Raw genomic sequence first — 22921 nt, 5'->3', positions numbered from 1 at the left:
CGCCACCGCTCTTCCCCAGCCTGCCCCACGCCCACGCGTCCCCGCCCCTGCCCCGCTGCACGGCCTCCTCGACACCCGGCCCGCCGGACCCCGCCGAGAGGCCCGGAGCTACGCGGCCACCTGGCAAGGCCCACGCCGCGCAGCGTACGCAGCCCCCTCCCCGGAACACCCGAAGCCCCGGGCCTCTCAGGGCCCCCTTTCACCGACACCGACCGGCCCCCGCCCCCGGCCCCTCCCACCCCTGATCCCTCCCACCCCTGATCCCTCCCACCCCTGATCCCTCTCATCCCTGATCCCTCCCACCCCCTAGCCGTTCCGAGGATCCGTGTATGTGTCCCATCGCCACAAAATCCGGAGTTGATCCTGTGAAAGCCATCGGAGCTCAGGACCTGGACGTAGAGCTCCGGCGCAAGGAGACGCCCGGGATCGGGAGCGTGACCCACCTCAACAACGCCGGTGCCGCACTCATGCCCGCCCCCGTGGTGCGCGCGATGACGGCACACCTGGAACTGGAGGCGCGGCGCGGCGGGTACGAGGCCGCCGAGATCCGGCAGGAGGCACTGAACCTGCCCTATGCCGCCGCTGCGCAGATCCTGGGCTGCGAGCCGGGCGACATCGCCATCACCGACAGCGCCACCCGCGCCTGGAGCCTGGCCTTCTACTCCATTCCCTTCCAGCCGGGGGACCGCATACTCGCCTCCTCCGTCGAGTACGGCAGCAACTACCTCTCCCTGCTGCACGTGGCGCGCCGCGCCGGTGCCTGCGTCGAGGTGCTGCCGAACGACGAGTTCGGCCGCGTCGATGTGGCCGCCTTGCGGGCGATGCTCGATGACCGGGTGAAGGCCGTGGTGATGACGCACGTGCCCAGCCATTGCGGCATCGTCAACCCGATCGCCGAGATCGGCGCCGCGGTCCGCGACAGCGGCGCGCTGTACCTGGTGGATGCCTGCCAGTCGATCGGGCACCTGCCGATCGACGTGCGGGAGGTGGGCTGTGACTTCCTCTCCGCCTGCGGGCGCAAGTACCTGCGCGGCCCGCGCGGCACCGGGCTCCTTTATATGAGTCCGCGGGCTGCCGAGAGCGTCGATCCGCTGATGGTCGGTCTGGACGGCGCGTGCTGGCTCGGAGGCGGCCACTACACGATCGCCCCGGGCGCCAAGCGGTTCGAGACCTGGGAGGTGAACGCCGTGGCCCGCATCGGCCTCGGTGCCGCCCTCAACTACGCGCTGGAGACCGGGATCGGGGCGAGCTGGGCGCGGATCGCCGAACTGGGCCGAACACTGCGCCGGGAACTGCACGCCATCCCCGGCGTCGAACTGCTCGAGCGGGTGGACGACGAAGGGGAGCTGGCCGGCATCGTCGGTTTCACCGTCGACGGCCACGAACCCGAGCAGATCCGACAGGCGATGCGCCGGTCCGACGTCAACCTGTGGGTCTCCAGGTCGAACACGGCCTGCGTGGACATGGAGGACCGCAAACTGGAGCAGACACTGCGCGCGTCCGTCCACTACTACAACACGCACCAGGAGATCCAGCAGCTGAGCTCCGCCCTCGGGGACTTCCTCGGCCACCCCCGCAAGCACACCGGCCGCCCGGGATAAGCACCGCGGCCACACCCCCGGCACATCCGACGAGATCGCGGCCGCGAGCAGTCCGTGAGCCCGGCGCCATGCACCACCTCCCGGACAGCCTGCCGGCCCCGCCTGGCGGGCGCCGTGTGATCCCGGCCGGCTTGTTCTTCGATCAAGCCGCCGACCCCGTTCACGGCGCAAGACCACGAGCCTGCGCCATGCCCCCTACTCCACGGCCACGAACACCGGCAGCGCCTCCCGGGCGACCGCAAACCCTCAAGGTGGCCCGATGACCGACCAGAGCTACGAGGAAGGCGACGACACCGAAGTGCACAGGACCGCTGCGCCGGAGGCGGTGCCCCTCACCTTCCCCGGGCCACCTCGGCAACGGTGTGTGCCGAGGGCTGGACCCGGTCGGCCATCCGCCGCATGCCGGCCGGCGTGGTCGAGGCGCCTCGCGGCCACATCCGCGAACCCGGAACCAGCCGGGGGTGCCCGCCCCGCCGTTGCGCCCCAAGCGCGGACCTTGCCCGGATGACCGAGGGCCCGCCCGACGTCCAGGCAGCCGCCCAGGCCGCCATCGACACCCCTGAGGGCATCGGCCGCCTCGCCTACGGGACCGAGGTCCCGCTGCCCGCCACCGGCACGTGGAACGCGCCCGGCAAGCGTGCCCCCTCCGGGGGCCGGCATCGTGCTCACTGCCCCGCAGGACGAGGCGCCGCTGCTGTTCATCGAGGTCGGCAACTGCCACAAGTTACGCACAGGAGATTGCCGACAGGCTGGAGAAGTACGCAAGGAGCGCCCGATATAGCGCACCTGCCGGACGGCTTCCGTGGGCTGTCCGGGCGATGTGGCGCACTCGCCCGTGCTGCTGGTGTGCAACCGCATCGGCGACCGCAACCCCCAACGCACGATCCCGCGCCTGATCGACCTCCCTCAATCACCTGTGGCAGGGGGAGCGGTTCGAGGACCACCACCTGCACGACCAGAAGATCCCGATCGTCGTGCCCGGGCTGCGCAACCTGCGCGAGCACGGCCCGGCCGGTTCGGTGTTTCTCCGCTTCGGCCGCGACCACATGCAGCCCCTGGGGGAGGCAACCGCCGCCGCGAAGCGGCCGAGGCCCGGCAAGCGGGCCGGTAACCAGGCCCGCCGGGGGCAGTGCAAGGAGCAGCTGCGCCGCGCGGGCCGAACAGCGGAAGACCAAGCGGGAAGCGCGCCGTCCGGTGTGCGCCGACTGCGGCGCGAAGTTCACCGACGAACGGTGGAAGGCCACCGGACCCGCACCGGCTGGGGCACACCGCGCGACGCCCACCCGCACCTGTGCGACGCCTGCAAGCACCGGGCCGTCACCACCGAACCCCGAGCCGGGCAGCCCGAGCACGAACCCCAGGAGCGCGACCGGACCCGCGCGGTCAGCGGCGGCTGCACGGCCGTACGGGCGGGACGGTGAGCGTATCTCCGGGGCGGGCAGCATGCGCGTCGCCGGCCTGCGCACGAGCCCGGCCTGGGCCGCGGTGCACTGCGCCGGGTGCAAGCGGTGCGCGCCTGCGGGCGTTCGCATAATGGCCCGCGCTCGCGGTCACGCTCGTCCCCAGGGGCTGACGGTGTGAGGCTGCGGCGAGTGCGAGGGGGACACCGGCGTCTACACGGCGGGCGGCGAGCTCAGCTTCTGGTGAGAGACGGCGGCGGAGATCACCACACCCTGCCACCTGGGGTGAGAGATCCGCCTACGACTTGACGCGGAAGCAGCCGTAGAGGCAGACCTGTTCCGGGCCCTTCACCAGGCGCACGTCGAGGGTGTACTGGTTGCCTTCGTCGAGGTTGCCGGTCTGCCACGGGGTCGTGCAGGGGGAGGAGCGCTTTCGCGTGGAAGCCTCGCGGATCAGCCGGCCCGGCTCCGAGACGGTCCCCTCGATGCCCCACCCGTCGGCCGCGTCGTCCCCTGGCCCGCAGCGCGTCTCCGGGGCCCGTTCCCCACCGGGGCCGCGTTCCAGTTCACGTATCCGGCGTCGTCGCCGTCGGCGTAGAGGTAGACGACCACCGCTTTCCCCGCCTGATACCAGCTGGACCGGTAGGTGAGCCGGGGTGTGGCCGCTGCGATGAGCTCGGCCGGCGTGGATCGGGTCTGCCCTGGCATGACTCGGATCATCGCTGACATCTCGGTCTGCCTCGACGGTTTCGTCACCGGGCCCGGTGCCCGGCCCGGACAAGCGGCCTGGGCACCGGCGGCGAGGCCCTGCACATCTGGGCGTTCTCCGACGACCCCGACGACCGCCGGGTCCTGCGCGAGGCGACCGCCCGCTGGGGCGCCGTCGTCCTCGGCCGCCGGCTCCTTCGACGTGGCCGACGGGCCGAACGGCTGGGACGACAGCACCGGCTACGGCGCCGGCGAGGCCGGTAAGCCCGCGTTCGTCGTCCTGACGAGCTCGCCGCCGGAGTCGGTGGGGCTCACCGACCTCGACTGGACGTTCGTCACCACCGCTCTGCCCGACGCTGTCACCGCCGCGCGCGAGCGCGCCGAGGCGACGTCGCTGCACAGCGGCAGGGACCTCGGCGTCGTCCCTTATGGGCGGCGGCGCCACGATTGGCCCGGCGCTCGGCGCCGGGCTGGTCGACACGCTAAACGCTGCACCTCGCGCCCGTCGTGCTGGGTGCCGGGACGCCACTGTTCACCGGCGCAGCGCCGCGCACGCTGGTGCAGCGGAGCGTGACCGCGACATCGACCGCGACGCACCTGACCTACGACGTCCTGTGACTGCGTCGCCGCCGGAACTTCACAGCAGCCATTTCCGCCCGTCGGCCCGTGGACGGAAGTTGGGCAGCTGCACACCCCCCGGCGGAGCGCTCGCCCGCCGGCCCGGGGCCCCCGGACCGTCCTGCCGGGACGGCGGATACCAGGGATTCGTTCAGCAGATGGGGCGCAAGGCGCTGGTGAACCACCCCGCACCGAAGCTCCCTGTCCGTTTCCCGTCAGCCCCCGCTGAAGCTTCCCGTCCGCTTCCCGTCCGCTTCCCGTCCGCTTCCCGTCCGCTTTCCGTCAGCAGGGGCCGGCCGGGCGGCAGCCGGCGGCCGAGCGCGGCGGCCACGCCTGCGGATCGAGGATGCCCAGTACGTACGCCCGGCTGACCAGCGCCAGCCGGGTGGGTGCCGCCAGCAACTCCCGCAGCCGGCCGAGGTGGTAGTCCAGGGTCTGCCGGGAGAGCCGGAGCGAGGCGGCGATCTCGTTGTTGCCGTGCCCGGCGGACAGCAGGGTGAGGATGCGCAACTGCGCCGCGGTGAGCGGTGGCAGCGGCGGGTGCGGCAGGGTGTGGTGGGGCAGTACCGCCCAGACGCCGCGGGCCCGCCGTGAACCGCTGCTGACGGCGGTGAGCAGCACCCGGGCCCGCCACTCCTCGCCCCGGGCGTCGCGGAAGACCGCCCAGGTCTGGAACCGGCGCCGGCGCCGGTTCACCAGATCCCGCCAGGCGTGGCGCAGTCCGGCCAGATCGTCGGCGGGGGCCAGATAGCGGTGGGCGGGGCGGCCGAGCAGATCAGGCACACGGACCCGGAGCAGTTCCGCGGCCGAGGCGCTGACCTGGCGTATCCGGCCGCCCGGCGAGAGCAGGGCGCAGGGCAGACCGCTGTGTTCGGTGACCGCCTTAAGGTCCTCCTCGGCGGCGCGCCGCCGGCTCAGGGCGAGGGTGTAGTCGGTGATGTCGATGTAGATCCCGGCCACACAACTCCGGCCACCCTCGGCCACCGGGAAGCGGTGGCCGACCGCGCGCCCGGGTGAGCCGTCGGGGCGGTGGTAGCCGATGGTGTGCCGCACCGGCCTGCCCGAGCTGAGCACCTGCCGGTCCAGGGTCTGGAAGGCCGTCACGTCCTCGGGGGCGTCGACATCGGTGACGCTGCTGCCGATCACGCCCTCGGGCGTGGTGCCGTACAGATGGGCGTAGGCGTGGTTGGCCCACAGGTAGCGGCCGTGGGCGTCGCGGATGAACGCCGCGGCGGGCGCGAAGTCGGCGAAGTCGGTGAACGCGGCGTAGCCGTGGCGTCCGAGCTCCAGGGCGCTGATGTCCACCGCGAGCCCGCTGACCCCTCCCGGGCCGTCACCGGCCAGTCGGCCGGGGTAGGAGGTGACGTCGAACAGCCGCCCGCCGAACCGGACCTGGCGGCGGTCGATCCCCGGCTCCCGGCCCTCGGCGGCCGCCCCTTCCCGCGCGGCGCCGGCCGTGCCGATGAGACTGTCGAGGAACCGCTGTGCGGTACCGGGGTCGTGGAAGGCGCCCCCGCCGCAGTTGACGATGCGCAGTTCTTCATCGGCTTCCCACCATGACACGGGCATGCGCTCCAGCAGCGTACTCAGGCCCATATCGGACACCAGTCGCCTTTCCCCTCCGGCCTCCGGGTGCGGACCGCCGGAGGCATGACCCAAGGACTGCCCAGGCCCCGCGCTCACATGCGGCGTAACCAGCCGGAACACACAAGGGGCGAAGAAGGGCCGAAACCCATGCCCGACGGCCTCGCTCACCGTGAACCCCTCGTGACACTCAGGCATTTGCCTGAGTGCCCACCCCCGATCCGGGGGGTACGCGTCATGCCCGACTGATTCGCTTGACGGGCCCGGAACGCGGCGGACGGGCCGGCCCGCCGCATTTCGCCGAGCCGTCGGAAAACGTGGAACCGAGGAGTCGTTATCTGTGAGTAAGGTGCTGTTTGTCTACGCCAAGGGCGGGCCGCCGCTGGAATACGCGCTGTCCCGGGTCGCCGCGAAGGCCGAAGTGCATCTGCTCGTGCTCAGCCCCCTTCCGCCCTCCGCCCACCAGGAGGTCACCCGGCTGTGCGCCTCGGTGACCGCCCCCGCGGACACCGCGTCCCAGGACCTCGTCGCGCTCATCACAGCTCAGGCACAGGCCGTCGGCGCCGATGCGGTGTTCACCCCGTCCGAATACGCCGTGGTGGCGGTGGCCGACGCCTGCGAGCGGCTGGGCCTCACCGGGGCCGGGGCACACTGCGTACTGGCCCGGGACAAACGGATGATGCGCCGCACCTGGGACACGCACGGGATCTCCCAGCCACGGTTTTGTTCCGTGGCCACCGAGCGCGACCTGCACCAGGCCGCGGCCCGGATCCCCTACCCGATGCTGATGAAGGCGGCCTGGAGCGCCGGGTCCACCGCCCATCAGATCCTGCGCGGCCCGCAGGACATCGCGCCCGCCTGGGCCCGGGCCCGTGAGGTGATGGAGGACTCCGCCCGCCAGGGCTACGCCGAACTCCATGTGGCCGGGGCGGACGCCGACTTCCTCGTCGAGGAGATCGTGACGGGCACGGCCGCCGACTGGTTCGAAGAGCCGGGCTGGGGCGACTACGTCAGCGTCGAGGGCATCGTGGCCGAGGGCGTCTATCACCCGGTGTGCCTGAGCGGGCGGATGCCCACCGTCGAGCCGTTCACCGAGCGCGCCGGGATCACCCCCGCCCTGCTCCCCGAGGACGCCCAGCGCAAGGTGGTGGAACTGGCGACGGCCGCCGTGGACGCGCTTTCCTTGCGCACCTGCGGCACCCACACCGAGATCAAGCTGGGCGCCGGCGGGCGGATGTGGGTCATCGAGACCGCCGCCCGCTTCGGCGGCGCGATGACCGTCCCCCAGATCGAGGAGGTCTTCGGGGTGGACGTCATCGGCATGCTCATCGACCGGCTGCTCGGCCGCGAGGCCGACTGGCCCGACCCCGGGCCCGCTTCGGTGCTCGGCGCCGCCGACGCCAAGGGCGCGGCCGGCTCGCTGGTGGTACTGGCCGTCGACGGCTCCGGCGCGCCGTGGCCGGACCGGCGGCTGTGGGACTTCGACGCCCTCCAGCGCTCCGGACTGATCTCCACCGGGGCACGGCTGACGAAGGTGGCCGAGCACTCGCTGCCGGACGGCACCCCGGTGCCGGTCTACGACCCGGCGGCGGGCGCGAACACCATGGCAGCGCTGTGCCTGCTGGTGGCCGACGACCCGGTCACGGTGATACGTGACTTCGAAAGGCTCAACGACGCCCTGCCCACCGCCCTGCCGCCCGTCCCGGCCACCGGGAGGCCCTGATGACCGGCATCCATACGCTTCCCGGCCCGGCCACCGCGCCCGGCACCGATGCCACCGTGGTCGGCGAGAACCTGTCGCTGCCGCTGTTCCGCTCGCTGTCCGGAGTGCTGGCCGGACACCCGTACCTGAAGGTGGTGGTCGACCGCACCGAGCACACCTGGCACCTGCTGGACACCGCCGCCCACCCCTTCCACGTCAACTATGTGGCCACCCGCATCCTCGGGATGGACCTGAACGAACTCGACGCCGGGCTCGACGCGTTCAACGCCTCGGTGTACACCGACCCCGGCCGCCGCTTCCTGCTCGGCGTGCTGTCGCTGCACGCCGGCCAGGACACTGAGGGCCGTAACCGGCCGTTCCTGGTGCTGGAGACCACCGAAGCCGACACCATGGACGGCCCCATGCTCCAGGAGTTCTACGACTTCGTCCGGGAGCGGGTGGACGGGCGGCTGCCGTTGCTGCTGAAACCCGCCAACCACGGCCAGGAAGCGGCACTCGCCCCCATGAGCGACGTAACGCTGCCGCGCATCCTCAGCCACCAGCTGTTCGTCAGCCGCCCCCGCACCCCGCTGAACACCGCAGAGGCCACCGGCCGGCTGCGCTGGTTCGCCTCGCTCGAGGAGTACCGCGCGCACGCCGCCGACCTGCGCTGGTCGGACATCGTGGCCATGGACTGCCTGCCCGACGATTGTCCACGGGTGGCCGGATTCATCAACGCCGCCCCCATCACCCCGCTGTCCCACACCAATGTGCTGGCCTCCGGCTGGGGCATCCCCAACGCCATCGTGCGCGACATGGCCCATCTGGTGGAGTCTCAGGAACTGGACGGGGCGTGGGTGCGCTACCGGGTCCAGGACGACGAGGTGAGCCTGGTCCGCCTGCACGAGGTCCCGCAGCTGGACGAACCCGCCTGGCACCAGCAGCGCATCCGGCTGGAGCCGCCGCTGCTGGAGGACACCCCCGTCCTGGAACTGCACCGGCTGCGCCGCGAGGACCGCGACCGCTACGGCACCAAGGCCGCCAACCTCGGTGAACTCCACCATGTGCTGGACAGCCGCACCGCCGACCTCACCGCCTTCTACGGCCGCGCCCGGCCGCCCCGGAAAGACCTGTACGGCCATCTCGCCTCCCGGCTGACCGCGTCCGCCGACCCCGAGACACTGCGCCAGGCGGCCTCAAGATTCGTGGCGGCCACCATCACCGCGCCCGACGGCGTGGCACTGCCGTTCGCCCTCCAGCACCGCTTCCTGACCTCCTCACCCGCTCTGCAACAGGGCATCGGCAAGCTGAAGATGGCGCTGGAGCTGGGAGCCACCGAGGTCCTGGACCCACTGTGCCTGAGCCTGCAGCAACTGGTGCGTGCCACCCCGCTGCCGGAGGATGTGGCCGCCCGGATCACCGGCCCGTTCGCCGACCGGGTGTGCCGCAAGCGGCTGGTGGTGCGCTCCTCCTCCAACGCCGAGGACCTGCCCGGCTTCTCCGCCGCCGGGGTCTACGACTCCATCACCACGGTGCACGGCACCGACGAACTCCTCGACGCCGTCCGGCAGGTGTGGGCCTCGCTGGTGTCGCCGCGCAGCGTCCGGCTCCGTCACCAGGCGGGCATCTCCCTGGACGACACCTACATGGGCGTCATCGTCCAGGAGTACACCCCGGCCGGGCTCGGCGGGGTGCTGGTCACCTGCAACCCCACGCGGCGCGAGGACTTCCGCAACGTCTACATCAACTGCACGCCCGGTTCGCCCGAGAGCGTCGTCGACGGCACCGCGCTGCCGTTGCAGTACCTCTACAACACCGTGGAGGGCGGAGGCCGCACCGTGGACCTCGGTTCCTCGGTTGAGGACCTGCCGTCCCCGGCCCGGGCGCGGCTGGCGGATCTCGCGCTCACCGGGCGGCTGCTCCAGTCGCACTTCGCAACCGATCCCGACGATCCGCTGGACATCGAGTGGCTGATGACCGAAGAAGGCGCCTTCAAGCTGGTCCAGCTCCGCCCGTACGCCCTGTGAAAGGCCGTGTGCCGTTCCTGCGCCGCTCCCCGGCACAGGAACGGACCCCGCTCACCGCCGCAGCACGCCGGGTCATCGCCCTCAACAACGGTTTCCAGCTGCTGTTCAACCTGCTGTGGTGGATGCCGGTCTTCTACGCCTACCAGCGCCAGGCCGGGCTCTCGGACGCGCAGATCTTCGGCATCCAGTCCCTCTACTACATCGCCTTCTGCCTGTTCGAGATCCCGACCGGCCTGGTGGCCGACCGGATCGGCGCCCGCAACTGTCTGCGCGCGGGCGCCGTGGTGATGACCGCGGCGAACCTGGCCCCGGTCCTCTCGCCCGACTACACCGGCTTCCTGGCCCACTTCCTCGCCATCGCCGCGGGCCGCTCCCTCACCTCCGGGGCGGCCAGCGCCTACCTCTACGACGCACTGCACGCAAAGGGCGCGGACGACCACTATCTGCACGCCGAGGGCACCGCGCGGGCCCTCGGGCTGGCCGCGAAGGTGATGTGCTGGCCCCTGGTGGGACCCCTGATGGCGCTGTCCCGGCCCACCCCGTACCTCCTCAGCGCGGCCAGCGCAGCGGCGTCACTGGCCTGTGCCATGGCCCTGCCCCGGCCGGCGGGCACCGAGCCGGGGACACGCCGGCCGGGGGCGTGGCGGGAGGCCGGGCGGGCGCTGCGCCATCTGCGCGGCTCCCCGTGGCTGGCGGTGGTGATGGTGCAGGGCGTGGCGGTCTTCACACTCTCCCGGATCTGCCAGGTGAACCTGTTCCAGCCGATCCTGATCGACCAGGGCATCCCGGAGCCCTCGCACGGCGGTGTGCTGGCGGCGGTGACGGTGGCCGAGGCCGTGGGCGCGGCCCGGCCGCAGTGGCTGGGCCGCAAGCTGAAACCGCTGACGATGGTGTCCGTCTTGAGCCTGGCGATGGCGGTGTCCCTGGCCGGGATCACCCTCGGCGGGCCGATGGCGGCGGTGGCGCTGCTCTGCCTGTTCTCGGCGGCCACCGGCTTCGCGTACCCGATCCAGCGCAAACTGGTCAACGACGCGGTGCCGCCGGGCGCTCCGCGCGCCACCCTGCTGTCGGTGGAGAGCATCATCGACCGCGCGGTGTGCGCCCTGGCGGCGGTGGCCGCGGGCGCGTACCTCTCGGCGGGCCGGATGGACGCGCTGCTGTGGCACAGCGCCGCCGTGACCGCCGCGGTGATGCTCGCGGTGCACCTGGCCGCGCTGACCGGACAGCCCCGTCGCCCCCGCCCGCCACGAGCCACCCGCGAGGAGCGCCAGGAGGCCACCGGGCACGCACGAAGGTGACATCGGGCCGGTGAGGGCGTCAAGGACACCACCTCCCGCCCCAAGCTGACCGCCCGGGCCGCCAACACCCCCCGCGCCTGGCCTGGCAGACCACCGGGAAGGGCACCGGCGCGCACGGCGAACCCGTCGGCAAGATCGCCATCACCGGCGCCGCCGACGGCAAGCAGATCGCCTCCTGACGGTGCCGCAGTGGCCGGTGTGTCCGCTTTGGAGGGGCGAAGTCGTGATGCGGGTAGCGTGGGAACACGGGTCCTGCTGCTGGACCCAGCGTGTCCGCAGAGATGCCGATGCGCTGGTGTGGCCGCGATCAGCAGGGCTGACCGGCTCAAGATCGGCAAGGGTGGCGGAGTGATTGGCCTTGCAGATAAGTGGAGCTTTCCTGCGGGGTCATGTTTCGGCTGATAGCGCGGCATATTGTATTGATCGCTCGGGCCGGGTCGGGGAGGGAGATGTTCCACAGCCGTACGGTGTGGTCGTTGCTGCCGCTGGCCAGGATGCGGCCATCCGGGCTGAACGCCACCGACTGCACGCCGTCACTGTGGCCGGCCAGGGTGATGCGGATCCTGCCGGTGTTCACGTCCCACAGTCGTACGGTGTGGTCGTTGCTGCCGCTGGCCAGTGTGCGGCCATCCGGGCTGAACGCCACCGACTCGACAGCGTCACCGTGGCCGGTCAAGGCGGCGTGAACGGCTCCTGTATGCACATCCCACAGCCGCACCTTGCCATCATCACCGCCGACGGCCAAGGTGCGACCGTTCGGGCTGAACGCCACGGACCACATGCTGGCAGTTCCGATCACAGCGGTACGGACCTTGCCTGTGGTCACGTCCCATAGCCGCACCGAGCCGTCGCCACCGCCGGCGGCCAGGATGCGGCCGTCGGGACTGAACGCCACCGACCACACGCCGTCACTGTGCCCGGTCAAGGTGGCTCGGACGGATCCCGTGCTCACATCCCACAACCGCAGCCGGTTGTCGTCGCTGCTTCCGTCGCTGCCGGTGGCCAGGATGCGGCCGTTGGGGCTGAACGCCAGTGCCGAATCCATCCTGGCACCTTCGACCAGCGTGGCGCGGACCTGCCTGGCAGGTACGTTCCACAGCCGTACTTTGCCGTCGTCACCGCTGGCGGCCAGGGTGCGGCCGTCGGGGCTGAACGTCACCGACTTCGCCCGGGAGGACCCGGTCAGGGTGGCGCGGGCCTTTCCGGTGGCGGCGTCCCATAGCCGCACCCAGCCGTCGTCACCGCTGGCGGCCAGGGTGCGGCCGTCGGGGCTGAACGCCACCGACTTCGTCCTGGAAGACCCGGTCAAGGTGGCGCGGACCTGACCGACCGGTACCTTCCACAGCCGCACCGTGCCGTCGTCGCTTCCGCTGGCCAGGCTGCGACCGTCCGGGCTGAACGCCATGGACTGCACGCCGGCGCCGTGACCCGTCAAGGTGGCGCGGATCTGCCCGGCAGGTACGTTCCACAGCCGTACTTTGCCGTCGTCACCGCCGACGGCCAACGTGCGACTGTCGGGGCTGAACGACAGCGACTTCGCCCCGGAAGACCCGGTCAGGGCGGCGCGGGCTTTCCCGGTGGTGGCATCCCATAGCCGCACCGAGCCGTCGCCACCGCCGACGGCCAGGGTGCGACCGTCCGGGCTGAACGCCACCGGCTCCACACCGTATGCGCCGGTCAGGGTGGCGCGGGCTTTCCCGGTGGTGGCATCCCACAGCCGCATTTCGCCGTCGTCATCTCCGACGGCCGGCGCACGACCGTCCCGACTGAACGCCACCGACCACACGCTGTCAACCCCGGGCAGAACCCTGCGGATCTTGCCTGTGGTCACATCCCACAACCGCCCCGCATCGCCCTTGCGGGCACCGGCACCGCTGACGGCCAGGATACGGCCGTCGGGGCTGAAGGCCACTGCCTTCACACCGTATGCGCCGGTCAGGGTGGCGCGGGCTTTTCCGGTGGTGGCATCCCACAGCCGTACTTTCCCGGCGTCATCTCCGACGGCCAGGGTGCGGCCCCTGGGGCTGAAGGCCAGTGCTTTCACAGCGTATGCCCCGGTTGAGATGGCGCGACTGGTCCCTTTGGCGACATCCCACAGCCGCACCGAGCCGTCGTCGTTCCCGACGGCCACAGTGCGGCCGTTCGCGCTGAACGCCACGGAGCCGACGCGGCTGTCGCCGGCCAGTCGTCGTCGAAGGGGGAGAGCGGCAGCTGTGTACAGACTGGCAGTGGCCTCGGCTGTGGGACGGCTCCTATAGGCGTGAACCGCCAAAAGAGAAGCCAGGTCAGGGTCCTCGTTGAGGAGATTGGCTGACTGCGCGGCGAGCTGTCGGGACAGAGCAGTCTGCCGCGCAGCCAGTGCCTGACGCCGGTGCTGTTCGCCGGTTCGGTACTGATCCCAGGCGGCGACCGTCGCTGCCAGCGCGAGGATCAGCAGGACAGACAAGGTGATGGCGAGCCCACGCAGACGCCGGGTGGCGCGGACCGCCGCTTGCTGCTCCGCGTCGCGAGCATGACTGCTGGTGGCAAGGAAATCCCGCTCCAGCGAGGTAAGGCCGGTTTGAGCCTCATAGCCGGTGAAGGCTTCTTCAGCCGCGGTCAGGCGTACCCCCCGATACAGTGCACCGCTGTCTTGCCCGAGATCAGCCCACGCCTGAGCGGCCTCGGTCAGCTTGCGGTGAAGACGCAGGCGCTCACGGTCTTCCTCGATCCATCCGCGTAGCCGGGGCCAAGCGGACAGCAGGGCCTCGTGAGCGAGGTCAACACTGTCGCTCTCCAAAGTGAGTAGCCGAGCTTGGACGAGGCCCTCCACCACATCCGCGGCAGCGCCGTCACCGGCAGCCTCCAGTTCGGCCCGGTCGGCCCGTCGGCGGGTGTCGGGAGCCCCCTCGCCCGGGGTCACCAGACGCAGCAGGATCCGGCGGGTGACGGCGGCGTGGTCCACGGTCAGCTGGGTGTAGAAGCGCTCTGCGGTCTGGGCGATGGCGCCATGCAGGCCGCCCGCGTCCTCGTAGCCCTCCAGAGTGAGGGTGCGCCCTCTGCGGCGACGCCAGGTCTCCAGCAGGGCATGGGACATCAGCGGCAGCCCACCCGGCTCACCAGCAGCCTCCGTGGCCAGCCGTTCGGTCAGGGCGCGCTCAACGAACAGGCCACGTGCCGTGGCCGGCTTGACGATGGCCTGGCGCAGCTCGTCCGCGCTCATGGGACCGACGGGCAAAGAGGCCTCGCGCAGCATGGCGGCCAGACCCGGATGCTGCAGGCAGCGGCCATAGAAGTCGGCGCGGATCCCCAGCACCACCCGCAGACCGCTAGCCGGATCCTGCGCGGCCAGCAGTGCCTCGATGAACGCCTCCCGCTCCCTTGCCTCCGAACAGAGCGTGAACACCTCCTCGAACTGGTCCACCACCAGCCAGGTGTCACCGCCCCCGGGCCCTGGAACCAGAACGTCCTGGTGGACATACAAAGGATGGGGCCCGGGGACCAGGATCCGCGGTTCCCCAAACGGCCTCCGCCCCTCATCGGCTTCGGCCACCCCAAGCTGAGGCACCAGCCCAGCGCGAAACAGGGACGACTTGCCGCTGCCAGACGGGCCGATGACGGCCGCGCACCGATGGGCTGCCGCCAACGCGGCGAGGTCGGCGATCAGCCGGTCCCGGCCGAAGAACAGATCCCTGTCCTCCACCTCGAAGCGGGCCAGCCCCCGGTAGGGAGAAAGACGATCCTCATCGTCACCGCACGCCGCCGCTTCCTGCCTCACGACCCGCCAGCGACGCTCCCACTCCTGGAGCTGCTGCTGTTCACCCTCGCAGGCGGCCACGTAGGCCAGCACGACCGGCAGCGACGGAAGCTTGTCTCCGGCAGCCGCGGTGGACAGCGTCACCGACGAGTACCCAGCCTTGCGCGCCATCTCCCGGTACGTCGGCCGCCCCGCCTCGCTGCGCAGCGCACGCAGCTGCGAGGCGAACCGCTGCACCGGCCCCGCAGACGGGTCCAGCGGCTTCTCATCACGGCCCACTGCCCCTCCCTTCACTTCCCAGCGCCTTCACATCAGGCAGCACAATTCCCCCAGTACGCCGCGGAAAGGGCCCCGACGCCCGGCCGAAGACGGTCTTATTTTGATAGGTCGCAGGCCAGCGGGTTACCTATCAATCTGCGAACGGCTGAACTTCTCTCCGGCAGGGCCGATATCCCTCCCGCCCGTGCTCCCCGATGAACGAGTCGGGGGTGGGGGAGCACGGCGGGGGCCCTGCCGCGTCAGGTCACATCACCTCGCGAACCAGGAAGCGCACCAACACAAGTTCTGAAGGCGCTGTGGCCGACATGCCTGACGAGGCTCGGTGCCGTCGGCGTGAACGGTAACCACATCTCCCAGGCCACCGCACCGCCTCGGAACCTCAGGACGACCGAACAAGGACCTACCAGACAAGGAGTCATCAATGCGTATGCGCAATGGACTCGTAAGCACCGGCCTCGGCACCGCCCTCGCTACAGCGGCGGTGCTCGGCATAGCCGCGCCGGCACACGCGGCCCCGGTCGACGTCAACACACCGAGGAACTACGCGGGCGCCCGCTACGACAACACGATCGACACCTTCACGGTGTGGGACAACGGCCCCTCGTACACCGCCGACGATGGCTACTACGCTCGCCTGGTCGTCAAGAAAGTCAACACCAGTGTGACCTTCACCGCCAAGCACGAGTGGCGATCCGGCATCAACGGACAGAGCAGGAACTTCGTACTCCCCAACACCTTCGAGTCAGGGGCCCAGATCAGTATTCAGATCTGCTCGATCACCAAGTCCACGGGCTCGGCGGCGGAGTGCAAGTCCGGAACGGCCTGGGTGTGATCACCTGACCGACGCCCTGCGGGCCGCTCCACCCCACGCGTACGGCGCTGCGTTCGCACCCGCGGGGTGGTCAGATGTACAAGCCGGGGCCGGAACACCCAACGGGGCCGCACAGACGCCCGCCCCCTCTCCCATAACAGTCGAGGACCGCAGGAACCAAGAAGCAGCAGAGAGCCCGGTCCCGCATGTGCCCGCCCCGGAACACCCTCTCAAAGAGGGGGCCTTCCTGACGCCGAAGCGGGCGGCCAGGGCTCGAAGGTTTCCTCGCATTCGTCGAGGAACTCTTCGACTTCTCACGGGAGCGTGAGCAGGGACTGGGCCTCGTGGGCGTCGAGGACGACGGGGTCGGGTGCGCGCTGGAGTGTCATGCCTGACCCTGTTCAAGGAGGCGCCTTCGAGCCGGCGCCCGCGCCTCGGTGACCGAGGCGCGCATGACGCACCAGCTGGTGCACGGCGTGGCGACGACGTGGACCAGAACGACGGCCTGGCGCCCGGTGCCCCGCCTCTTGGGGCCAACCGCGCCACTTCCCGGCGCAACAGCCGTGAGGAAGGAGCGCCGTCGCAGACGGGTCGGGCCGAGGCCAGACCGGATCGGGTTGCGAGGGAGAAAAACACCCACGCGGCCCGCCCAGCGAGCGGCGGGGAGCGTCCCGGGGCATGCACAGCGATCTCGACGCCGATGAGGCATGAGAGCGTCTGCAAGCCAGCCACTCGAACCCACCGGTGTGGTGGCCGTCTGGAAGCCGGGGCGGAGGTGTCGCTAACCCCCCTGCGGGCTCCTGGGGCTGGCCCCCGTGCGGGCGGGGTGTTGACGCCATGGCGCCACATGCTCCCCGGTCCGTACGTTTAAGCAGGTCAGAGCATTGCTGGCCGATTTAAGGACCGGAGTCCCCCATGTCTCAGACCGCCGCGCCGCCTGTGTCCACCGAACCCGTCGGCGTCACCGCGCAGCGGGGGAGTGAGTTCACTCCCCTGCTGCGCAGGGTCAGGGGACAGGGGCTGCTGGAACGTCGCAAGGGCTGGTACGCGCGGATGATCACCGTCAACCTCCTCGCCCTGGCCGCCGTGGTAACAGGGTTCGTCCTCGCCGGGGACACCTGGTGGACGCTGCTGCTCGCCGCGCCGCTCGCCATCCTGTCCGCCCGCACTGCCTACGTCGGCCACGACGCCGGGCACGCCCAGATCGCTGTCGGCCGCCGGGCGAACCGCGCCATCGGACTCCTCCACGCCAATCTGCTCCTGGGCATGAGCTACGCGTGGTGGAACGACAAGCACAACCGGCACCACGCCAACCCCAACCACATCGACAAGGACCCGGACGTCCGAGCCGGCGCACTGGTGTGGACCGCGGAGCAGGCCGCTGTGCGCCGGGGATTCGCCCGCTGGGTCACCCGCCACCAGGCCTGGCTGTTCTTCCCGATGCTGCTGCTCGAAGGCATCGCCCTGAAGGTGAGCAGCGTCCAGGACCTGCGGCGGCAGCCGGTGCGCGAGCGGGCCGTCGAGGGCGCCCTGCTGGCGCTGCACGCGGCCGGTTACGGCGCCCTGCTGCTCACCTGCCTGCCGGTGGGCAAGGCCGTCGCGTTCGCGCTGCTCCATCAGGCGCTTTTCGGGCTCACCCTGGGGATGGCCTTCGCGCCCAACCACAAGGGTATGGACATGCCCGACCCGGCGGGCGAGCGCTGGGGCCATCTGCGCCGCCAGGTCCTGACGTCGCGGAATGTCCGGGGCGGGCCGGTCACGGACTGGTTCCTGGGCGGGCTGAATTACCAGATCGAGCACCACCTGTTCCCGAACATGCCCCGCCCTCACCTCAGGCTCGTACAGCCTCTGGTCCGGGAACACTGCCGCAATCTGGGGCTCCCGTACGCCGAGACCGGGCTACTCGACTCCTACCGGCAAGGGCTGCAGCACATGCACACGGTCGGCGGTGCGGCCCGGCCCGAATGAGAGCACCGTCGGCCACGGGCCACGGGGCCGGCCCGGGACCCGGTGCGCCGTGACTTCGTGGGCCAGACAGGTTTGAGAAGCTGCTGCCCGACAACGGCTTCGCCAACGACCTTCGACGAGGTGACCTACGGCGGCGGTACGGTCGCCGCGGGCGGCACCAGCGGCGGCGCGGCCTGGTCGACGGACCATCGTCCTCCACGGCGGCAACAACAACTGTCTACGGCCACCAGGACGTGAAGCTCCTCGACGGCGGCCGCAAGAAGTGGGAGCTGGACTCGCGCGACCTGGTCGCCCAGGTCCCGACCCGCAGGACACCTCGATCCGCGCCTTCCGCGACGATGTCATGGCGGCCATCGGCAACCTGAACCTCGTCGACGTCCGCTCGCCCGACGAATTCTCCGGCAAGCGTTGACCTCTCGCAGCGAGGGTTGAGCGCTCTCACCGACGGTCGAGCACCGAACCGCGCGAGCCAGACGGGGCGGAACTGTGTGACGTCCCCCATCGTCCTGGGTGTCTGCTGCGCGTTCGCCGACACCGTCCCCGTCTCGGGCGCGCCGTGGTTTGTTCAGGGTGGGGGAGCAGGTTTCTGAACAACCAGGCGGCCGCTGGAATCGGTGCAGCGGGGCACCAGCCGGCCGGCTCGGATCCGAGCAGACCAGGGCGCCTCGGCTCCGCCGGCGCAGGCAGTGCCGACCACGGAAGGAGAAAGTGATGAAACGACGAAGGCGAATCCTGACCACCCTGCTGATCGCGCTGGGCATGACGGCGATGGTCGCGCCCAGCACCGCGGCGGCCGCGCCGTCGGCGGACACGGCCTCGGTCCTGCGGACCCAGTACCTGACGTCCAATCCCCAAGGCGGAGATCTCGCCTGCACGCAGACCCGCCGCATCTACCTGGCCAGGGGCAGCTACAACTGGGGGCTGCGCATCGGCGGGAACCAGTGGGTCACGCGGGACATGTACCTCGACACCGGCTGGTACCGCTGGCAGAGCTGCCTGAACCCCGAGTACGGCGACTACATCCACACCTCGACACTGGTGCCGGAGAACTCCGACTGGGACGCGGCCGCAACCAGCCGCACTTCGGTGGTCAACTCCTCCGGCACCTACACGTGGGGCTCGTTCCTCGACCCGCGGTTCTAGCGCTCTGGCTGTGGCACCAGCACGCGCTGGTGCCACAGCCAGAACCGGGGAACCGACGAAATGCGGCTCCTGGCGCTCCCTCTTCCGTCGGCCCTGCCCCCGGGGCAAGCTCCGGTGGCGCGTTGACCGTCGCACGACAGCGAGGGCCCGGACAGGCAGAGCCCGTCCGGGCCCCCGCATCGGTTCGTCCGGCTGCCCAAGGGCGCTCGCTCACGCCGCGGCGGCCTCCCGCTCCTTCGCCTTCACCACCCAGACCTCTCCATGACCTTGCTCGCGCCACCATTTGTGCGAGACGCGCGCCGGCGCAGTGGTGACGTTCGCGGCCCCCTCTGGGGCGGTGGTGCGCCTCTGCGCGCCCTGAGGGACAGGCGAGGCGTGCCGTGTTCGAGGGGAGGAACAGGCTCAGCGGATCTGGGAGTGTGCCCGCCGGTCCGCTGGTCGAAGGAAGATCCATCGTCCGAGACCGCAGTCCCGCTCCCCGCCCCCGTGCTCGACCCCGCCTGTGTGCGGAGCGCCGTCGATGAGAGCCTGGCCGCCTTCCTGGCCGCCAAAGCGCGTCTGGCCGCTGCGCAGGACTTCCCGCAGAGGCCACCGACGTTCTGCGGGATCTGGTCCTGGGCAGCGGCAAGCGGACCCGCCCGGTGTTGCGCGTGGCCGGCTGGTGCGCGGCCAAGGGGTGCGGTGATGAGGGCCGGTGCTGCGGGTGGCCGCGTCGCTGGAGATGTTCCACGCCTTCGCCCCCGTTCACGACGACGTCATGGATCGCAGCGCCACCCGCCGGGGTCGGCCGAGCGCCCACGAGGCCACCGCCGCCCGCCATGCGGGACCTTCCGGCGCGGCGAGGCTGGGCGTGGATGCGGCCGTGCTACTTGGGGATCTGACCCTGGCGTGGTCCGACGAACTGCTGCACACGGCCGGACTGAGCGCGGACCGGCTCGCCGCAGCCACGGCAGTGCTGGACGGGATGCGCACGGAGCTGATGTACGGGCAGTACCTCGACCTACTCGCCACCGGACAGCCGAGCACCGATGTGGACGCGACGTTGCGCACCGCCCGGTTCAAGAGCGCGAAATACACGGTGGAGCGGCCTTTACAACTGAGGGCGGTCCTGGCGGGCGCGGACGCCGGTGTGTGCACGGGCACTGAGCGCGTTCGGTCTGCCGCTGGGCGAGGCGTTCCAGTTACACGACGATTTGCTCAACGCGTTCGGCGACCCAACCGAGACGGGCAAGCCCGCGGCCGAGGATCTGGCCGAGGGAAAGCACACCGTCCTGCTCGCCTCGGCTCTGCACAGGACCACTGGGAGCGAGCGCGACCTGCTCACGGGCCACGGCCGGGGGACACGACTCGGTTCGCATGAGATGGCCCGGACTCGTGCCGTCTTGGAGGAAACCGGTGCCCCACCGGAATCGAGGAGTTGATCGGGCAACTCACCCGCCAAGCCCTGCTGGCCCTGGACGACGCCGCCCTGCCTACCGGCGCGGCCTCCCCCCCCTGCGATGTGTCGCCTCCGGCCTGCTGGTGGCAGGCCAGGCCCGCATCCCGGGCACCATCGTGCGCGCCGTCGTCGTCTTCGCCGCATTCCCGCTGACAGGCGCCCTGCTCGGGGTGTGGCAGTGGGCGTTGATCTGGCAGGCCATGACGATCCTGCACAACCTGGTCGGCGGCGCCCGGCGGTGGCTGGTCAAGGACTTCGTGATCGGGTTCGGGGTACTGCCGATGCTCGGTCCGGCCCGGCAGATGGTCGCCCCGCTCACCACGCCCCGTTCCTCGTCAACGGCCGCCTCTGGGTCTTCGACGTGCCGGGCCCGGCGAACTGGATCGGCGTACTCGCCCCTGCCGGCCCCATCGCACGGAAGCCGTTCGCGACAACGCTCACCATGGAGACCACGCTCACCGAGGTACAGCTCCGCGGCCTGGAGAAGGCCCGAGCAGGTGCCGACCTCAACCTGACCGCCGAGCTCACCATCACGGGCCTGGCCGAGACGAAGCACTGGCCGACCACCGGTGCGCAGGAACCGGTGCGCATCCCGCACGCTACGTGGAGCAACGCGATCACCCAGCTCGACACCGGCGCCTTCGCCGACGTCCCCGTCCCTCTCCCAATCCGCGCGTGAGAGCAGTCCTGATTGTACGCGGTCACCCGCTTGAATGGAGCCGGAACTCACAGATGTCACACAGACAAGGAAGTTTCTTTGGGCGAAGCGAAATGTGAAGGCCCGCACAGTATTTGTGCGGGCCTTCGCGTAGTACGAGCGACGGCGGTTACGCCCAGCGCATGCCGATGGCGGACAGCTGCTCCACGCGCTCAAGGGAGAGCGTGGCGGCCCTGCTGCGTTGGTTGTTGACCCATGCGCCCAGTCGCAAAGGTCGCTGTTCCTGGTTCTCGCCGCCGACCCCGAACACGATCGTTTCCACGTGCTTTCTCGGTACCTGGAGGTGTCCTTCGCGCTCGTAGTACTGTTTGGCGGCCTTGTAGTTGGTGGCCCATTTGTCGGCCTGTGTACGGCGCGGTTTCGGCTTCTCGTTCTCGCTTGCGGGTGTGATGCCGAGGACTTGTTCGCACATCCACTGCTGCACGGTCGTGAGCTTGTCCCAGCCGAGGCGCTGCGCCCGCACCCATCGTCCGAGGTCTTCGCCCTGGTGCACGACGATGCCGGGTTCGGTGGGCAGTTCGCCGCCGGCTTCTTCGAGGTGCAGGCGAGTGAGGTGGAAGGCCCGCTGCCATTCGACGGGCCAGGCCGGGTACCAGGACGGGTCGATGTCCTCCAGCTGCTCGCGCCGCTCCGGCGACATCGCGCCGGACCACGAGTCGACGGGGAGTCCTTCGGCCTGGCGCTGCTCGAGCTCCAAAGCGCGCCGGGCGGCGGCGCGGGCGTTCTTCAGCCAGATGCCGACCTTGTAACCCTGGTGAGCGGCGTCGAGCGGCGCCAGGAGATGCCCGTGCTCGGCAGCCCACCCGCGCGCGGCAGCCAGGCCTTCCTCCCACGCGACGTCGAAGTGACTCCAGACCATGCCGAGCCGCTCCAACTGTTCGACACGGTCCTCGTCCAGACGCCCGCGTGCGTAGAAACGGCGATTGTCGGCGGTCCACTGCCCGAGGGGGAAGTTGGCGAGCGAGGCCGGCCATCCGACCGCTTCGGCTTCCTCGCCCTCCGGCACGCGGTAGGTGAACGGGACCTTCAGGTCGCCGTGGAACCGGCTGTAGAGGGCGGCGGCCTCGACCCCGCGGCGCCAGTGCTCGTGCTCGGGGTTGATGACCCGCAGGTTGATGAACGCCGCCAGCCGCGCCGGGTCACGCGGGGTGCTGAACTTCAGCAGCTTGCACGCGGACGCCGACGGCCCGTCGGGCCCGGTCCCCTCACCCCGGCTCTCCTGGCCCTGCGCGTCCTTGGAGACGCTGTGGGCCTGCTGCCCGGCGAGCTGCTCCACCACCCGGACGTCGTGCGCCCGGAGGGCCTCCAGCAGCTTTGCCAGCCCGCCGAACGCCCGCGAAGTGAGCATGTTGTCGGCCGTCTCGCCCGGCGCGAGCAGAACTGGTACCACGAGGGAGGCGACCTTGCCCTCGCCGGGCTGCATCCGCAGCGCGCTGATGGTCTGCGTGTGATTGTCAGTTGCTGATCGTCATTGTGATGTCAGTGGAGAACCTGGCTTGAGCAGGGACAAGCTACTGACATCCCCTGCCGAATGTTTGTGACACGAGTGACGAAAGCCGGTGTCAACGCCGTGCAGACCGGTATGGCAGGCGCTCGGGGTGGGGGAGCGGAGTACGTAGTGTTGAGACATGTCCATCGCTGTGACCTGCGGCATCTCAACTGTGTTCACCGGAGCTGAGTTTGGACCGCCTACCATCTGACCTGCTTTGATGAGAGTAAAGAGCTCGAGTGGTCACCTACGACCGCACCGATGGCTTGTGCACGGGGGCGGTGGGGATCTTCGGAGGCATGCTGGAGTACTAGGGCCTGTGTGATGTTGTGATCAGCCAGTTGCCTTCAGGATGTCGTCGATCCAGATCATCGAGGCACGGAGGTGGAGGCCGGCGAGGT

The 22921-nt window shown here is 70.4% G+C and carries 13 protein-coding genes and 3 pseudogenes; 13 read left to right on the top strand and 3 right to left on the bottom strand.

Annotated elements, in window-relative coordinates; translation table 11 throughout:
* Positions 1–365 precede the first annotated feature (365 nt).
* The 3 genes and pseudogenes from ACFZCY_RS43175 to ACFZCY_RS43165 all read left to right on the top strand — a co-directional run bounded on the left by ACFZCY_RS43175 (position 366) and on the right by ACFZCY_RS43165 (position 4327).
* Entirely contained in the window at positions 366–1601 is a 1236-nt protein-coding gene (locus ACFZCY_RS43175) for an aminotransferase class V-fold PLP-dependent enzyme (protein WP_391186893.1), read from the top strand.
* 974 nt (positions 1602–2575) lie between these two features.
* Positions 2576–3022, top strand: coding sequence for a hypothetical protein (locus tag ACFZCY_RS43170; RefSeq protein WP_391186890.1), 447 nt, complete (start codon positions 2576–2578; stop codon positions 3020–3022).
* A gap of 685 nt (positions 3023–3707) precedes the next feature.
* Positions 3708–4327: pseudogene (locus ACFZCY_RS43165) on the top strand (dihydrofolate reductase family protein).
* A 282-nt stretch (positions 4328–4609) separates the two neighbouring features.
* Here the strand turns inward: ACFZCY_RS43165 and ACFZCY_RS43160 are convergent.
* A complete protein-coding gene (locus ACFZCY_RS43160; RefSeq protein ID WP_391186887.1) occupies positions 4610–5923 on the bottom strand; it encodes a PAS domain-containing protein in 1314 nt (437 codons plus the stop codon).
* Positions 5924–6251: 328 nt separating this feature from the next.
* On the opposite strand from ACFZCY_RS43160, the gene ACFZCY_RS43155 reads away from it, so the two are divergent.
* Genes ACFZCY_RS43155 through ACFZCY_RS43145 form a run of 3 tightly spaced genes read left to right on the top strand, consistent with a single transcriptional unit; the run spans position 6252 to position 10938 of the window.
* Positions 6252–7634, top strand: a complete 1383-nt coding sequence (locus ACFZCY_RS43155; RefSeq protein ID WP_391186884.1) for an ATP-grasp domain-containing protein — start codon at positions 6252–6254, stop codon at positions 7632–7634.
* Positions 7634–9640 (top strand): PEP/pyruvate-binding domain-containing protein, encoded by a 2007-nt coding sequence (locus ACFZCY_RS43150; protein ID WP_391186881.1) that lies wholly within the window; start codon positions 7634–7636, stop codon positions 9638–9640. The genes ACFZCY_RS43155 and ACFZCY_RS43150 overlap by 1 nt, the downstream gene beginning before the upstream one ends.
* The gene (locus tag ACFZCY_RS43145; protein ID WP_391186878.1) at positions 9637–10938 is read left to right on the top strand and encodes an MFS transporter; all 1302 of its coding nucleotides are present in this window, start codon (positions 9637–9639) and stop codon (positions 10936–10938) included. Before ACFZCY_RS43150 ends, ACFZCY_RS43145 begins: the two co-directional genes overlap by 4 nt.
* 325 nt (positions 10939–11263) lie before the next feature.
* Here ACFZCY_RS43145 and ACFZCY_RS43140 read toward each other — a convergent pair whose 3' ends face one another.
* The gene (locus ACFZCY_RS43140; protein WP_391186875.1) at positions 11264–14953 is read right to left on the bottom strand and encodes a hypothetical protein; all 3690 of its coding nucleotides are present in this window, start codon (positions 14951–14953) and stop codon (positions 11264–11266) included.
* 427 nt (positions 14954–15380) lie between these two features.
* Here ACFZCY_RS43140 and ACFZCY_RS43135 point away from each other — a divergent pair, with 427 nt between their 5' ends.
* The 7 genes and pseudogenes from ACFZCY_RS43135 to ACFZCY_RS43105 all read left to right on the top strand — a co-directional run bounded on the left by ACFZCY_RS43135 (position 15381) and on the right by ACFZCY_RS43105 (position 20992).
* Positions 15381–15785 (top strand): hypothetical protein, encoded by a 405-nt coding sequence (locus ACFZCY_RS43135; protein WP_391186872.1) that lies wholly within the window; start codon positions 15381–15383, stop codon positions 15783–15785.
* Between the two features lie 894 nt (positions 15786–16679).
* A complete protein-coding gene (locus ACFZCY_RS43130; protein WP_391186869.1) occupies positions 16680–17732 on the top strand; it encodes a fatty acid desaturase in 1053 nt (350 codons plus the stop codon).
* Between the two features lie 33 nt (positions 17733–17765).
* Positions 17766–18138: pseudogene (locus tag ACFZCY_RS43125) on the top strand (hypothetical protein); the annotation flags it as partial.
* Between the two features lie 305 nt (positions 18139–18443).
* Positions 18444–18875: a hypothetical protein gene (locus ACFZCY_RS43120; RefSeq protein WP_391186866.1), complete on the top strand. Its 432-nt coding sequence runs from the start codon at positions 18444–18446 to the stop codon at positions 18873–18875.
* A 721-nt stretch (positions 18876–19596) separates the two neighbouring features.
* Positions 19597–19947 (top strand): annotated as a pseudogene (locus ACFZCY_RS43115) (polyprenyl synthetase family protein); the annotation flags it as partial.
* Between the two features lie 55 nt (positions 19948–20002).
* A complete protein-coding gene (locus ACFZCY_RS43110) occupies positions 20003–20296 on the top strand; it encodes a polyprenyl synthetase family protein (protein ID WP_391186863.1) in 294 nt (97 codons plus the stop codon).
* Between the two features lie 459 nt (positions 20297–20755).
* Complete coding sequence (locus ACFZCY_RS43105; RefSeq protein ID WP_391186860.1) at positions 20756–20992, top strand: hypothetical protein; 237 nt, start codon at positions 20756–20758, stop codon at positions 20990–20992.
* A gap of 148 nt (positions 20993–21140) precedes the next feature.
* Here the strand turns inward: ACFZCY_RS43105 and ACFZCY_RS43100 are convergent, their stop codons facing one another.
* Positions 21141–22454: a Helicase associated domain protein gene (locus tag ACFZCY_RS43100; RefSeq protein ID WP_391186857.1), complete on the bottom strand. Its 1314-nt coding sequence runs from the start codon at positions 22452–22454 to the stop codon at positions 21141–21143.
* Between the last annotated feature and the right edge of the window lie 467 nt (positions 22455–22921).

The sequence above is a fragment of the Streptomyces sp. NPDC007983 genome, assembly GCF_042958345.1.
Lineage (GTDB): Bacteria > Actinomycetota > Actinomycetes > Streptomycetales > Streptomycetaceae > Streptomyces.
The sequence above is the reverse complement of the archived record's forward strand: the minus strand, read 5'-3'. Positions and strand labels throughout refer to the sequence as shown.

What these genes read in the sequence shown, in the direction of transcription:
- ACFZCY_RS43160 (WP_391186887.1), bottom strand. Translation starts at nt 5,923, where the DNA reads ATGGGCCTGAGTACGCTGCTGGAGCGCATGCCCGTGTCATGGTGGGAA.
- ACFZCY_RS43150 (WP_391186881.1), top strand. Translation starts at nt 7,634, where the DNA reads ATGACCGGCATCCATACGCTTCCCGGCCCGGCCACCGCGCCCGGCACC.
- ACFZCY_RS43135 (WP_391186872.1), top strand. Translation starts at nt 15,381, where the DNA reads ATGCGCAATGGACTCGTAAGCACCGGCCTCGGCACCGCCCTCGCTACA.
- ACFZCY_RS43130 (WP_391186869.1), top strand. Translation starts at nt 16,680, where the DNA reads ATGTCTCAGACCGCCGCGCCGCCTGTGTCCACCGAACCCGTCGGCGTC.
- ACFZCY_RS43120 (WP_391186866.1), top strand. Translation starts at nt 18,444, where the DNA reads ATGAAACGACGAAGGCGAATCCTGACCACCCTGCTGATCGCGCTGGGC.
- ACFZCY_RS43105 (WP_391186860.1), top strand. Translation starts at nt 20,756, where the DNA reads ATGGAGACCACGCTCACCGAGGTACAGCTCCGCGGCCTGGAGAAGGCC.
- ACFZCY_RS43100 (WP_391186857.1), bottom strand. Translation starts at nt 22,454, where the DNA reads ATGCAGCCCGGCGAGGGCAAGGTCGCCTCCCTCGTGGTACCAGTTCTG.